Source organism: Neisseria macacae ATCC 33926, assembly GCF_022749495.1.
GTDB lineage: Bacteria > Pseudomonadota > Gammaproteobacteria > Burkholderiales > Neisseriaceae > Neisseria > Neisseria macacae.
In genome coordinates this window covers 2629258-2643168 of the sequence record NZ_CP094241.1, presented here as the reverse complement: position 1 = coordinate 2643168, position 13911 = coordinate 2629258, and the positions used below count along the sequence as shown (strand labels likewise).

The window sequence follows — 13911 nt, the reverse complement described above, 5'->3', positions numbered from 1 at the left end:
AATCCGGCTTGGAAAGTGGTTGAAAAGGCTTTTATCGATATCTGATTTTCGTCTTATGCCTGATAATCGATACCCAACTGTTTCAGCAGATATTCAAATGTTTCCGGCGTATCGAAGTGGAGGACGATTTTGCCTTTTTTGTGATTGGTGGTTTTGACTTCGGCGTTAACACCCAGTCTTTCGGTCAAAACGTCGTTCAGACGACGTATATCGGGGCTGATGGTTTTTTTGATTTCCTGTTTTGCCTGATGGGCGGCTTGGCTGCGGCGTTCGACTTCGCGTACCGACCAACCGTTTTTCACCGCTTTTTGCGCCAATTCAAGCTGCTCGACCACGGGCAGGGTCAGCAGGGCGCGGGCGTGTCCCATTTCAAGATGGCGGTGGTAGAGCATTTCTTGGACCGGCTCGGGCAGGCTCAACAGGCGCAGGCTGTTGGAAATGGCGCTGCGGCTTTTGCCGACCGCCTTGGCGATGGTTTCATGAGTCAGTCCGAACTCGTCGGCGAGGCGTTTCAAACCTTGCGCTTCTTCAATCGGGTTTAAGTTTTCGCGTTGCAGGTTTTCAATCAAACCCATTGCCAGCGCAGTTTCGTCGCTGATGGTTTTGATGACGACCGGAATCTCGGTCAGTCCGGCGAGTTGGGATGCGCGCCAGCGGCGTTCGCCGGCGATCAGTTCATATTGGGAAAGGCCGTGTTCGCGCACGATGACCGGCTGGATAACGCCTTGCGCCTTAATCGAATCCGCCAGCTCCTGCAAGGCTTCGTCGTCCATCTGTACCCGCGCCTGATAGCGGCCGGGTTGGATGTCGTTGATGGCGACGGTAGTCAGGCGGTCGCTGCTGCTGTTGTCCACGCCGTTGGAAATCAGGGAATCTAAACCGCGGCCCAAACCGCCTTTTGCTTTTGCCATATCGTGTCCCTTTCAGACGACCCTAAGGATGAAAAAACAGTATTCTATCGGATATTCACAAGCGCCGACAATTTGTATTGCTGTGTTATTCCAAGTGGCGATTTTTACTATAATGAACCCCCTCGGTTATTTTTCAGACGACCCACAGAAAGATTATTTATGACCCGACGCCTGATTATCGGCATCAGCGGTGCCAGCGGTTTCCAATATGGAGTCAAAGCCTTACAGCTTTTGCGCGCACACGACGTCGAAACGCATTTGGTGGTTTCCAAAGGTGCGGAAATGACACGCGCTTTGGAAACGGGCTACACCAAAGAAGAAGTCTATGCGCTCGCCGATGTCGTGTATTCCGTCAACCACATCGGCGAACGCATTGCCAGCGGCTCGTTTAAAACAGACGGGATGTTGATTGCGCCTTGCTCCATGCGGACGCTGGCATCCGTCGCACACGGATTCGGCGACAATCTTTTGACCCGCGCTGCCGATGTGGTTTTGAAAGAACGCCGGCGGTTGGTGTTGATGGTGCGTGAAGCGCCGTTAAACCTTGCCCATATTGAAAACATGCGCCGAGTGACCGAAATGGGCGGCATTATTTTCCCGCCCATCCCTGCCATGTATCAGCAGCCGCAAACCATTGACGACATCATTACCCACAGTGTGGCACATGCTTTGGACATGTTCGGCATCGAGACCGAGGGCGTGCCCAGATGGAACGGCGGACAAACCGAAGCAGACTGAAGACGATGCAGTTTGATAACGGCAATTTGCCGTCCCGAAGCTCGCCGCAAACGTGCTAAGCTGCTGAATTTTCCAGCAGAATCAGGTATAATGGCGGTCTATTTCCGTCCGTCGGACAGCTTGACCGTCCGGGTGGCGCGCCCAACTGTCGTTCAGACGACCTCAGCAGAAATTCTTTTAAAAAAATCTTACAGATAAAGACCATGACTGACCAAAAACACGAAGAATACGGCGCCGACAGCATACAAGTGCTGGAAGGCTTGGAAGCGGTACGCAAACGCCCCGGTATGTATATCGGCGACACGCAGGACGGCAGCGGCCTGCACCACATGGTGTTCGAAGTATTGGACAACGCCATCGACGAAGCACTGGCGGGACATTGCGACAAAATCACCGTAACCATCCATGCCGACAATTCCGTCAGCGTGGCCGACAACGGGCGCGGTATGCCCACCGGCATCCACCCGAAAGAAGGACGCTCCGCCGCCGAAGTCATCATGACCGTATTGCACGCGGGCGGCAAGTTCGACAACAACAGCTACAAAATCTCCGGCGGCCTGCACGGCGTGGGCGTGTCCGTCGTCAACGCACTGTCCGATTGGGTAACGCTGACCATCTACCGCGACGGCAAGGAACACTTCGTCCGCTTCGTGCGCGGCGAAACCGAAGAGCCGTTGAAAGTTGTCGGCGATTCCGACAAAAAAGGCACGACCGTGCGCTTCCTCGCCAGCGCGGAAACCTTCGGCAACGTCGAATACAGCTTCGACATCCTCGCCAAACGCATCCGCGAACTTTCCTTCCTGAACAACGGCGTGGACATCGAATTGATTGACGAGCGCGACGGCAAACACGAAAGCTTCGCCCTTTCCGGCGGCGTGGCAGGTTTCGTGCAATACATGAACCGCAAAAAAACGCCGTTGCACGAAAAAATCTTCTACGCGTTCGGTGAAAAAGACGGCATGAGCGTCGAATGTGCGATGCAGTGGAACGACAGCTATCAGGAAAGCGTGCAGTGCTTCACCAACAACATCCCGCAGCGCGACGGCGGTACGCACTTAACCGCATTGCGCCAAGTGATGACGCGCACCATCAACAGCTACATTGAAGCCAACGAAGTCGCCAAAAAAGCCAAAGTTGAAACCGCCGGCGACGATATGCGCGAAGGTTTGACCTGCGTGTTGTCCGTCAAACTGCCCGACCCCAAATTCTCGTCGCAAACCAAAGACAAACTGGTTTCCAGCGAAATCGGCCCCGTCGTCAACGAAGTCATCAACCAAGCCCTGACCGACTTCCTCGAAGAAAATCCGAACGAAGCCAAAATCATCACCAGCAAAATCGTTGATGCCGCGCGCGCGCGCGAAGCCGCCCGCAAAGCCCGCGAAATTACCCGCCGCAAAGGCGTGATGGACGGCTTGGGGCTGCCCGGCAAACTCGCCGACTGCCAAGAAAAAGACCCTGCCTTGTCAGAGCTTTATCTGGTCGAGGGCGATTCCGCCGGCGGTTCTGCCAAACAAGGCCGCGACCGTAAATTCCAAGCCATTTTGCCGCTCAAAGGCAAAATCCTGAACGTCGAAAAAGCCCGTTTTGAAAAAATGCTCGCCAGCCAAGAGGTCGCCACCCTGATTACCGCGCTGGGCGCAGGCATCGGCAAAGAAGAGTTCAACCCCGAAAAACTGCGTTACCACCGCATCATCATCATGACCGATGCCGACGTGGACGGCGCGCACATCCGTACCCTGCTCCTGACCTTCTTCTACCGCCAAATGCCCGAACTGGTCGAACGCGGCTACATCTACATCGCCCAGCCGCCGCTCTACAAAGCCAAATACGGCAAGCAGGAGCGTTACCTCAAAGATGAGCTTGAAAAAGACCAATGGCTGCTCGGCCTTGCCTTGGAAAAAGCCAAAATCGTTTCAGACGGCCGCACCATCGAAGGCGCAGAACTTGCCGATACCGCCAAACAATTCCTGTTGGCGAAAACCGTTATCGAACAGGAAAGCCGCTTCGTGGACGAACTCGTCCTGCGCGCCATGCTGCACGCGTCGCCCATTGATTTGACGTCGTCTGAAAACGCCGATAAAGCCGTTACCGAACTTTCCGGCTTGCTCGACGAAAAAGAAGTCGCCCTCGAACGCATCGAAGGCCACGAAAGCAACCGCTTCATCAAAATCACCCGCAAGCTGCACGGCAACGTCATGGTCAGCTACATCGAACCCAAGTTCCTCAACAGCAAAGCCTACCAAACCCTCACCCAAACCGCCGCCGCGCTCAAAGGCTTGGTCGGCGAGGGTGCCAAGCTTTATAAAGGCGAGAACGAGTACGACGTGGACAGCTTTGAAACCGCGCTGAACATCCTGCTCCAAAACGCCCAAAAAGGCATGTCCATCCAGCGATACAAAGGATTGGGCGAGATGAACCCCGAGCAGCTTTGGGAAACCACGATGGACCCCGCCGTGCGCCGTTTGTTGAAAGTGCGCATCGAAGACGCCATCGCCGCCGACGAAGTGTTCGTTACCCTGATGGGCGACGAAGTCGAACCGCGCCGCGCCTTCATCGAAAACAATGCCTTGATTGCGCAAAATATCGACGCTTGATAGGGGGTGAAGCATGAAAAGGTCGTCTGAAAATGGGGATTTCCGGTTTTCAGACGACCTTTTTGATTGGTGGGAACGTTGCGGCGTCATGCCACATGAAATATTTGAATCATGTGGTTTGTTGCCCTGATAATCCACTATAAAACGCCACTGTCTGTACCTTTGGGTAACAAATTGCGACCAATCGGAAATTTTATCCGCATTTTTTTCAAATCATAGGCATATTAATATGCAAATGTAGTTTTATTATTGCAAACTTCCTTCTTGGGTCACGCTGGAGCGTATGGTGTTTCGGCTGTCCGCATTTTTTAACTCATTTTTATGGAAACCCCATGATGAAAAGCAACCGTCTTGCCTGCGCTGTTTTGGCAGCCTTGTTATCCCTCCAAACCTTGCCTGCGTATGCCGCCAAACCGGATACTGCTTCAGCCGTCGAAGCATCTGCGCCAAACTCGAAAAATGCTTCAACTGTTTCAGAGGACGAGATCGCCAAACAAACAATCACCGGCCCGGCAGTTATCGACTTGGGCAACCAGGCAAAACTGAAACTGCCCGCCAAAATGGTCTTTATTAAAAAAGATGCCGCCAATAGCTTGATGGAAGAATGGGGTAATGGCACAAATCCCGACCGCTACGGGCTGATTATTCCGGAGCAAAAAAATAAAGACAGCGCAGCCCCTTGGTGGGTCGATTTGAATTTCAATGATTCAGGTTACATCAAAGACGACGATGCCAAAGAATGGGATGTCGAAGGCATGCTCAAGCAGCTGAAAGAAGGTTCTGAGGAGCAAAACAAAGAACGTGCCGCCCGCAACCTGCCTGAATTGGAAACGCGCGGCTGGGTGGAAAAACCGCAATATGATGCGGCTACCCATCGCCTGATTTGGTCGATTGACGTTTGGGAGAAAAACAAACCCGACCAAAATCCTGCCATCAACTACAACACTTACCAGCTCGGCCGCGAAGGCTTTATCCAACTGACCATGGTCACCGATTTGAACAGCGTAGACCAATACAAACCTATCGCACGGGAATTATTGGGCAATATCGAATTCAACGAAGGCAAGCGTTACAGCGATTTCAATGCCGCGACCGACAAAGTGGCGGAATACGGATTGGCTGCCTTAGTCGGCGGATTGGCTGCGAAAAAACTGGGCTTGTTGGCTCTTGCAGGCGCATTGCTCGCCAAATTCGGCAAATTGATTGCTGTCGGCGTGATTGGGGCAGGCGCGCTGTTTAAAGGCTTATGGCGCAAAAAAGATAAAAATCAAAGCGAAGAATAAGTTTCTGCGAAACTAAAAAAGGTCGTCTGAAAATTTTCAGACGACCTTTTCAACGTTTTAAGAACGAATCCGTTTCAACACTTCTTCCTTACCGATTAATGCCAACACGGCATCGACGCTGGGGGTTTTCGCCGTGCCGCAGACGGCGAGGCGCAGGGGCATGCCGAGTTTGCCCATTTTGATGCCTTCTTCGTCGCAGAAGGGTTTGAACAGGTCGTGGATGGCTTCGGCGTTCCAGTCTTCCAGCCCTTCGAGGCGTTCGGCGAAGCGCAGCATACGGGCGGCGGCTTCGTCGTCCCAATGTTTCTGCACGTCCGCTTCGGCGGGCGTTTGTTTGACGTAGAAGTAGAGGCACTCGTCGGCGAGGGTGTTCAGGTCTTGTGCGCGGTCTTTGACCAATGCCAACACGTCTTCCAACGCGGGTTTTGCCGTGTCGTAAATGTCGCGCAGGGCGAGGCGGGGTTTGACGAGTTCGGCAAGTTTCTCGTTGGGCGTGATTTTGATGTGTTCGCCGTTTATCCAGTAGAGCTTTTTCAAGTCCATGCGGCTTGGAGACGGGGAAACGTCTTTCAAATCAAACCATTCGATGAATTGTTCCATCGTGAAAAATTCGTCGTCGCCGTGCGCCCAGCCCAAACGCGCCAGATAGTTGAGCATGGCTTCGGGCAGGATGCCCATCGCGCCGAAATCGGTAATGGCGACGGTATCGCCGCTGCGTTTGGAGATTTTTTTGCCTTGTTCGTTGAGAATCATGGGCAGGTGGCCGTATTCGGGCAGGTTCGCGCCGATGGCTTTTAAGATGTTGATTTGTTTTGGGGTGTTGTTCACATGGTCGTCGCCGCGGATAACGTGGGTAACGCCCATGTCGTAGTCGTCCACGACGACGCAGAAGTTGTAGGTCGGCGTACCGTCGGCGCGGGCGATAATCAGGTCGTCGAGTGCTTCGTTGGGAATGGAGATTTCGCCTTTGACCAAATCCGTCCACTTGGTAACGCCGTCTAAAGGCGTTTTGAAGCGGACGACGGGTTGCACGTCGGCAGGGATTTCGGGCAGGGTTTTGCCTGCTTCGGGACGCCAGCGGCGGTCGTAAGTCGCCGTGCCTTCTTTTTCGGCTTTCTCGCGCATGGCCTCCAGCTCTTCTTTGCTGCAATAGCAGTAGTAGGCGGCGCCTTTTTCCAAGAGTTCGGCGATGACTTCTTTATAGCGGTCGAAACGGCGGGTTTGGTACACGACGTTGTCGGCGTTGTCGTAATCGAGACCGACCCATTTCATGCCGTCGAGGATGATGTTGACGGATTCGGCGGTAGAACGCGCCAAGTCGGTGTCTTCGATACGCAATAAGAACTCGCCTTTGTGATGGCGGGCAAACGCCCATGAAAACAAGGCGGTGCGCACGCCGCCGATGTGCAGGTAGCCGGTGGGGCTGGGGGCGAAACGGGTTTTGACGGTCATGATGGCTCCAGAATCTTTTAAAACGGGTATTTTACTGTTTTTAGACGGAATCGGACAATGAAAGGTCGTCTGAAACCTGAAAATTCGGTTTTCAGACGACCTTTTTTCCTTTATTCGTCTTCTGTTTTACTCATCGTCAGCCAGTCCCAAAAGTTTTCGCTCCATTTGCCGATGCGGTAGAGGAAGAGGGCGTAGCTTTCTTGAAGCAGGAATTTGTTTTTTTCCTTGCTTTGGTCGAACCGCGTGGTCGGCGTGGCGGAGATGTAGGCTTCGATGTCGAGGTCGGAGGCGATTTCGAGGGCGCGGGCGAGGTGGTAGGGGTCGCTGACGATGATGATGCTTCCGATGCCTTCGGCGCGCAATATCGGGCGGATGTTGCGGATATTTTCGTAGGTGTTGCGCGAGGTGTTTTCAAAGAGGATGTTGTGCGCAGGTATGCCTTGTTTGAGGGCGTAGCGCCGACCGACTTCGGCTTCGGTCATGTAGCCTTTTTTGGGTGTTCCGCCGGTGAAAACGATTTTTTCGACGCGGTGGCTTTGGTAGAGGGTGATGGCGTGGTTGATGCGTTCGCGGAAGATGGGCGAAGGCCGTTTGTCCCACGCGGCGGCGCCGAGCACGAGGGCGGCATCGGCGCGGATATGACCGGGCAGGGGCTGCGAGCCGGTGTGGTACACCTGCCATGCGCCCTCGCCGAATATGCCGAGTACCAACAGGATACTCAGGCCTATGCCGCGAAAGAGGTAGTAGCGCAAGCCGTTGCGGCTGCGGAACAGGGAAATCATGTAGGGACGGCCTTCCCGCGCTTCAGTCCAACAGGGCTTCGATGTTTTCGAGCGGTCTGCCGATGGCGGCTTTGTCCTGTGTGGTCAGGATGGGGCGTTCGAGCAGGGCAGGGTGGGCTGCGATGGCTTCGAGCAGGGCTTGGTTGTCGAGGTCAGGCTTGTCCAAACCGAGTTCTTTGTACAAGTCGTCTTTGACGCGCATCATGCCGCGTACGGACGCCAAGCCCAGCTTAGCGAAAATGTCTTTCAGTGTCGCCAAGTCGGGCGGGGTGTCGAGGTATTTGACGACTTCGGCTTTGATGCCGCGCGCTTCGAGCAGGTCGAAAGCGGCGCGCGATTTGCTGCAACGGGGATTGTGGTAGAGCGTGAATTCAGACGACATAGGGTTCTCCAATGTTTTTAGATTTTGCTGATGGGCTTTATTATCGGCTGCCTTGGCGATTTCCTCAACTTATCACCCAATAATCGTCATTTTTTACCGCTAAAATCCAACATCTTCATTTTCTCCATAGACAGCACGCTGAAAGGGGTTACAATGCGTTCATCTGATTGATGCAAAGGATGGAACTTATGAAAAAATTATTGCTTGCCTCTGTTTTGATGACCGCCGCCCTGTCTGCCCCTGCGTTTGCCGCCGACCCGCTGGCAGGCTGGAACGACAACAAACCGCAAAGCCTGCAATCGCTCAAAGCGCCTGTGCGCGTGGTGAACCTGTGGGCGACCTGGTGCGGTCCGTGCCGTAAGGAAATGCCCGCCATGTCCGCTTGGTACAAAGCGCAGAAAAAAGGCAGTGTCGATATGGTCGGTATCGCGTTGGATACTTCCGACAACATCGGCAAATTCTTGAAACAAACCCCCGTCAGCTATCATGTTTGGCGTTATACCGGCGCGGACAGCCGCAATTTCATGAAGTCTTACGGCAACAACGTCGGCGTCCTGCCGTTCACCGTCGTCGAAGCCCCGAAATGCGGTTACAAACAAACCATCACCGGCGAAGTCAACGAAAAAAGCCTGACCGCCGCCGTCAATGCAGCTAAAGAGAAATGTAAATAAGCCAGGCTGAAAGCGAACTGAGAAAACAAAAAGGTCGTCTGAAAACCGAAATCTCTGGTTTTCAGACGACCTTTTTATCTTTTGAGGTTTATACGCCCTGTTTCAAGCTGGCTTCGATGAAGCCGTCCAAATCGCCGTCCAATACGGCTTTGGTGTTGCCGACTTCGTAGCCCGTGCGCAAGTCTTTGATGCGCGAGGAGTCCAAGACGTATGAGCGGATTTGGCTGCCCCAACCCACATCGGACTTGCCTTCTTCCAACGCTTGTTTCTCTTCATTACGTTTGCGCATCTCCAATTCATACAGTTTGGATTTCAACATTTCCATCGCAGCGGCTTTGTTGGCGTGTTGCGAACGGTCGTTTTGACACTGCACCACAATCCCCGTCGGCTCGTGGGTAATGCGCACGGCGGAATCGGTTTTATTGATGTGCTGACCGCCCGCGCCCGATGCGCGATAAGTGTCGATACGCAAATCGGCGGGGTTGATTTCGATTTCGATGGAATCGTCGATTTCGGGATAGACGAACACGGATGAGAACGACGTATGGCGTTTGTTGTTCGAGTCAAACGGCGAGTAGCGCACCAGGCGGTGAACGCCGGTTTCCGTGCGCAGCAAACCGTAGGCGTATTCGCCTTCCACGCGGATGGTGGCGCGGTTGATGCCCGCGATTTCGCCGTCGTCTTCTTCGAGGATTTCGATTTTGAAGCCTTTGCGCTCGGCGTAGCGGCTGTACATGCGGAACAGCATGCCCGCCCAGTCTTCCGCTTCCGTACCGCCCGCGCCTGCGGTGATGTCGATAAAGCAGTTGTTCGGGTCGGCGGGCTGGTTGAACATCCGTTTGAACTCCAAATCCGCCATCTGTTTTTCCAGTCCCGCCACGTCTTCCTGCACGGCGGCGAAACCTTCTTCGTCGTTTTCTTCGACGGTCATTTCAATCAGCATTCGGTTGTCTTCGATGCCCGACGCGATGTTGTCGAGCGTCAACACGATGCCTTCGAGGATTTTGCGCTCTTTGCCGATTTCTTGGGCGCGTTTGGGGTCATTCCACAGCTCAGGGTCTTCGGAAAGGCCGATGACTTCTTCCAATCGGTCTTTCTTGCCCTGATAGTCCATATAGACGCGGATGTCTTCGCTGCGCTTTTCCAAATCGTTCAGGGTGTTGTTGAGCTGGTTGATTACTTCGGCTTCCATGATTCTTGTGTTCTTTCAAAATTTTAGGGGCGTATTGTAAGGGATTTGCGGGCTTTTTTCTATGATAAAGGTCGTCTGAAAACCTGAATCTCAAGTTTTCAGACGACCTTTGCGTTTGCATTATCCGCCAGCTATGTGGCGGATTCATATCCGGTCTGACCGGATTATTTATTCAGACGCTGCCATTGTGCGGGGGTGTAGGTTCGGGTAGTGGTTTTCTCGTTGCCACGACGGTCGGTTCGGGTTTCAGTTACCACGACCTTGTCCTCGTCAGAGGTATCGACTGAACGGGAGTAGAACGGCACCAGACTATACTCATCGTGGTTGTAACGGTAGCGTTCTTCGATACGGGTGCAGCAGTCGACTTCATTCGTCACAATCAGGGCTTTTTGTTTGTTGTCGACGCGGAACATCCCCATGTAATTCTTGGTCAATTCAGTCAGTGAATAACTTTGGCTAAAATCACCATACTCGCCTTGCTCGTAGATATCGTATGTAGGAGAGTTTTTAGGGCCTTTATTGCCTGTCGCAACGGCAATATCTTTGAGTCCGTCAAAGGTAAAGTCTTTCATAATCAAAGGGCTTTTTGCCGCAGAGATTTTGCTGCCTTCGCCGCGTTCAAATATCAGGTCGTCACTCTTAAAAACATTTGTGGTTTCCTTCTTAGGGTGATACAAAAACACCGCGCCTTTGCCGCCGCAATGATTGTCTTTGCAGCCCTCGACAGAAATATGCGCCTGCCAGCCGTCGGGCAGATCGGTCACACGGAAAAATTCTTTTGCCTGAGCGCCGGCAGCGGCGAAAAGAGCAAATAGCATGAGGTATTTTTTCATCAAAGTTCCTTTACGTTTAACCCCGACCGGGTAATGAAATCAAAATTATGCAGAAGAGTAACCCTCTTCATGTCAGGCAGCAAGGGCAATTAAGCCAAACAGGTATTCTTCCATAATTTTCTTATCCTTGCTTTACAAAATGACAAAAGGTCGTCTGAAAGCAGGAAAGGTTTATAGATAGGCGGGAAAGCGTTGTGTACATAATTTATAGTGGATTAAATTTAAATCAGGACAAGGCGACGAAGCCGCAGACAGTACAGATAGTACGACAAGGCGAGGCAACGCCGTACCGGTTTAAAGTTAATCCACTATAACCGATTGGAGCGCGGCATACGGGGAAGCATTGCCTACGGACGTAAAGGTCGTCTGAAAACGGATTTCAGACGACCTTTGGTTTGGTAGGGAAGGAGGAGTTTAGAAAGGCTGCACGCAGATTCCAGGTTTGTGTGATGTGCTGGTGTGTGAATGTGAGACGCTGCCAAATTAGACAGCCCGCACCCTAAAACCCCGCCCGATCTAATTCTTCCAGCAACGCAGGCCGGCGCGGTTTGTCGCTATATCGTTCCCTGATTTCGTCGGCGAAGTCTTCCATTGCCTGCCGTTGTGCGGAATATTGGCGGCGGAGAATCTTTAATTGGTTAAAGAGCTGACGGTATTGCTTACGGTTGCTTGCCTTATTGATTTCAGCCGCAAAGATTTTCAGGTAGCAAGCTACGATTTGGTCGTGATACGGCTCGGGGAAAGACGGGGCAAAACGTTCCATCATGTACAACGAAAGGTGTTGCTGCAATAGGGCGAGCAGCCGGTCGAATTCCTGTTCATGCTCCAATATTTCAGCCCGCAGCGAATATTGACCCGATAAGCGCGCAAGCAGGCGGTTGAATTCATGCGGCCATTCGGCGGCGGAAAACGTGGCTTTCCACGCTTCGTAATGCGGCAACGAAAGGCTGGTGGAAAACGCCAAATCCGCTGCGATTTCGCGTACATTTTTACCGGTTTCCTTCAATACATCGAAAAGTTGCAGCTTCCATTTGTGCGCTGTGCCGAGTGTTCCTTCATCTTCGGCAATGCTGATGCCTTCGCGCAAGAGGCGTTCCGCTTCCGTCCAATCTTGCTGCCCGACTGCTTGTTCTACCGCAATTTGTCTGAATTTCGGCAGGCGCAGATGTCGTCTGAAATAATCCTGCGCGGCAGCAGTATCGCCTTTCGCCTGCAAAACCTGCCAGCCCTCGATTGCCCAAAATTCATGTTCCCAACCCGACTTGGTAACAGCCAAACGTTTAGCCACATAATCTTGCCACGCCTGCCATTCGCCGCGCAGCCGCCAGATTCGGGCGCGGATTTGGTAGATTTTATTGCCTGCCTCCGAGAAATCAAAATAGCGGCTGTCGTCCAAACATTTGTCCAAAAAATTGATCAAACGCTTTGGGACATTTTCCATGACCGCCTCTTCCAGCAGGTCGATTGCCATATACATGGCATCGCCCAACATACCGTCCGAATCGTCCGCCTTTTCAAAAGCATCCTGCAAACGCGGTATCAACAGAGGCAAAGCCTGCGCCAACGCCGCCGTCCCCTCTTGCGCCACATCTTCCAACCAGTCTTGCAGCCTGATACCCAAATCGGCGGCTTCGTGGTAATCATAATATCGGGTTCGGGAAAAGATTCGGGAGAGCTGCTGGCGATACAGATTGCCGCCCTGTTTAGGCTGCTGCGCGTCGGTTTCGTCCGGCTGCCCGTCCGGCGTTTGGGAGCGCACCGCATACCACAACGCCGCCATATGCTTGCACGCCCCGCCATAAGGGCAATCGCAGCCCCCGTCCTTAATGTACAAATCACTATCCAGCTTCAGCCATACCGAATAGTTTTCCGAACCGCACACCTCCGCCCGATAACGCCCTGCAGAAGTTTTTTGGACAGCACCAACTTTGCCCTGCTGAAAATACAGCAGGCCGCGTTCGGCGATGTGGGGCGGGAACAGGTGGAGCGGGTGGATACGGGGCATGGTTGGTTTCCAAGAAGTTGTTGAAATATGGGGAGTTTACTGGTTCGGGCGGCGTTTGGGGAGAGGGTAGTCGGAATCTTTGCTTTGCAAAGTGGCAAAAGGTCGTCTGAAAATGGGTTTCAGACGACCTTTGGTTTGAGTGGAAAGGGGGAGTAGTTTGGAAGACCGATGGAATATGTACCTAAAGCGCACACATAATCATGTGTAGACTACAACTTGCTGTTAGGTCTCAATACATTTTTCCCATAAATCATGACTTCGGAACCCTTAATTCTTTTATATGCGCAGTAGGATAAGATGTATTCTTCTTGATAATAATTTTTATAAATAGACTTAATCTCATTACAATTATCATATGAAACAATCCAAGGTGTTTTAATTGTACCTAAAGCATCACAAATCTGAACGTGGTCATCGTGATTATAGAAATTACGGTACAAACGATGACCTTTAATATAGTAAGGTGGGTCAAGATAGATTAAAGCAGGGGAAGGTAATATTTTGTCTGCTTTACCTAATAGTTCAAGCGCATCAAGGTTATACACATGAATATTATTGGCATAATTAGCAATACGTTTAATTAGGCTAGATAAACGGACTTTATTAAACCGAGCATCCAATTTGTATGTACCATTTTGGGCTTTGCCACCAATTACGCCCGCTTTTAAAATACCAGAGTGATTGGTGCGATTTAAATAAAAAGTTGCAAAACCATGCTCTAAATCAGAATGGTTTTCAGGATGTTTTAAAATCAGCTTTTGCTTCTCCCATTCTTCAATAGTTAAGGGAGCTTGTTGTAGTAGTGCTAGAAAATCATCTGTATTAGTAACGATAGCATGCCAAAAGTGATAGATGGCCAAATCTGCATCATTAATATGGATATCGGAAACATAGCCGTTAAAGAGTAAATCCAATGCTACTCCTGCTCCACCTGCAAACGGTTCCATATAATGACCGCCTTTGAGATGATTTGTTTCAATGACTGATTTTACAAAAGGAGCAAAAGCCCCTTTACCGCCAGGATAGCGTAAAGGTGTTAGGGGTTTGGGGTTGCCTGCCATATTTTTT

At 51.9% G+C, this 13911-nt stretch carries 12 protein-coding genes; 4 read left to right on the top strand and 8 right to left on the bottom strand.

Going from position 1 to position 13911, the window contains the following annotated elements:
* Positions 1–53: 53 nt before the first annotated feature.
* Positions 54–911 (bottom strand): ParB/RepB/Spo0J family partition protein, encoded by an 858-nt coding sequence (locus MON40_RS12595; protein WP_003775951.1) that lies wholly within the window; start codon positions 909–911, stop codon positions 54–56.
* 159 nt (positions 912–1070) lie between these two features.
* Here MON40_RS12595 and MON40_RS12590 point away from each other — a divergent pair, with 159 nt between their 5' ends.
* The 3 genes from MON40_RS12590 to MON40_RS12580 all read left to right on the top strand — a co-directional run bounded on the left by MON40_RS12590 (position 1071) and on the right by MON40_RS12580 (position 5526).
* Positions 1071–1649, top strand: a complete 579-nt coding sequence (locus MON40_RS12590; RefSeq protein WP_003775953.1) for a UbiX family flavin prenyltransferase — start codon at positions 1071–1073, stop codon at positions 1647–1649.
* Between the two features lie 203 nt (positions 1650–1852).
* Entirely contained in the window at positions 1853–4243 is a 2391-nt protein-coding gene (gyrB, locus tag MON40_RS12585) for a DNA topoisomerase (ATP-hydrolyzing) subunit B (protein ID WP_003775954.1), read from the top strand.
* Positions 4244–4575: 332 nt separating this feature from the next.
* The gene (locus MON40_RS12580) at positions 4576–5526 is read left to right on the top strand and encodes a DUF2167 domain-containing protein (RefSeq protein ID WP_003775956.1); all 951 of its coding nucleotides are present in this window, start codon (positions 4576–4578) and stop codon (positions 5524–5526) included.
* A gap of 57 nt (positions 5527–5583) precedes the next feature.
* On the opposite strand, the gene gltX is transcribed toward MON40_RS12580, so the two are convergent.
* The 3 genes from gltX to arsC form a co-directional block, all read right to left on the bottom strand.
* On the bottom strand, positions 5584–6978 hold the full coding sequence (gene gltX, locus MON40_RS12575) for a glutamate--tRNA ligase (protein ID WP_003761051.1): 1395 nt from the start codon (positions 6976–6978) through the stop codon (positions 5584–5586).
* Positions 6979–7088: 110 nt separating this feature from the next.
* Positions 7089–7760 carry a YdcF family protein gene (locus tag MON40_RS12570; protein ID WP_003768329.1) on the bottom strand — a complete coding sequence of 224 codons (672 nt, stop codon included), beginning with the start codon at positions 7758–7760 and terminating at the stop codon, positions 7089–7091.
* Between the two features lie 22 nt (positions 7761–7782).
* Positions 7783–8142, bottom strand: coding sequence for an arsenate reductase (glutaredoxin) (arsC, locus tag MON40_RS12565; protein WP_003775959.1), 360 nt, complete (start codon positions 8140–8142; stop codon positions 7783–7785).
* Positions 8143–8330: 188 nt separating this feature from the next.
* On the opposite strand from arsC, the gene MON40_RS12560 reads away from it, so the two are divergent.
* Positions 8331–8813: a TlpA disulfide reductase family protein gene (locus tag MON40_RS12560; RefSeq protein ID WP_003775962.1), complete on the top strand. Its 483-nt coding sequence runs from the start codon at positions 8331–8333 to the stop codon at positions 8811–8813.
* An 88-nt stretch (positions 8814–8901) separates the two neighbouring features.
* Here the strand turns inward: MON40_RS12560 and prfB are convergent, their stop codons facing one another.
* The 4 genes from prfB to MON40_RS12540 form a co-directional block, all read right to left on the bottom strand.
* The gene (prfB, locus tag MON40_RS12555; RefSeq protein ID WP_003743167.1) at positions 8902–10005 is read right to left on the bottom strand and encodes a peptide chain release factor 2; all 1104 of its coding nucleotides are present in this window, start codon (positions 10003–10005) and stop codon (positions 8902–8904) included.
* A 164-nt stretch (positions 10006–10169) separates the two neighbouring features.
* Entirely contained in the window at positions 10170–10838 is a 669-nt protein-coding gene (locus MON40_RS12550) for an XAC2610-related protein (RefSeq protein WP_003775964.1), read from the bottom strand.
* A 499-nt stretch (positions 10839–11337) separates the two neighbouring features.
* Positions 11338–12843 carry an SWIM zinc finger family protein gene (locus MON40_RS12545; RefSeq protein ID WP_003775967.1) on the bottom strand — a complete coding sequence of 502 codons (1506 nt, stop codon included), beginning with the start codon at positions 12841–12843 and terminating at the stop codon, positions 11338–11340.
* 209 nt (positions 12844–13052) lie between these two features.
* Positions 13053–13904: a DNA adenine methylase gene (locus tag MON40_RS12540; protein WP_003767418.1), complete on the bottom strand. Its 852-nt coding sequence runs from the start codon at positions 13902–13904 to the stop codon at positions 13053–13055.
* Positions 13905–13911 lie beyond the last annotated feature (7 nt).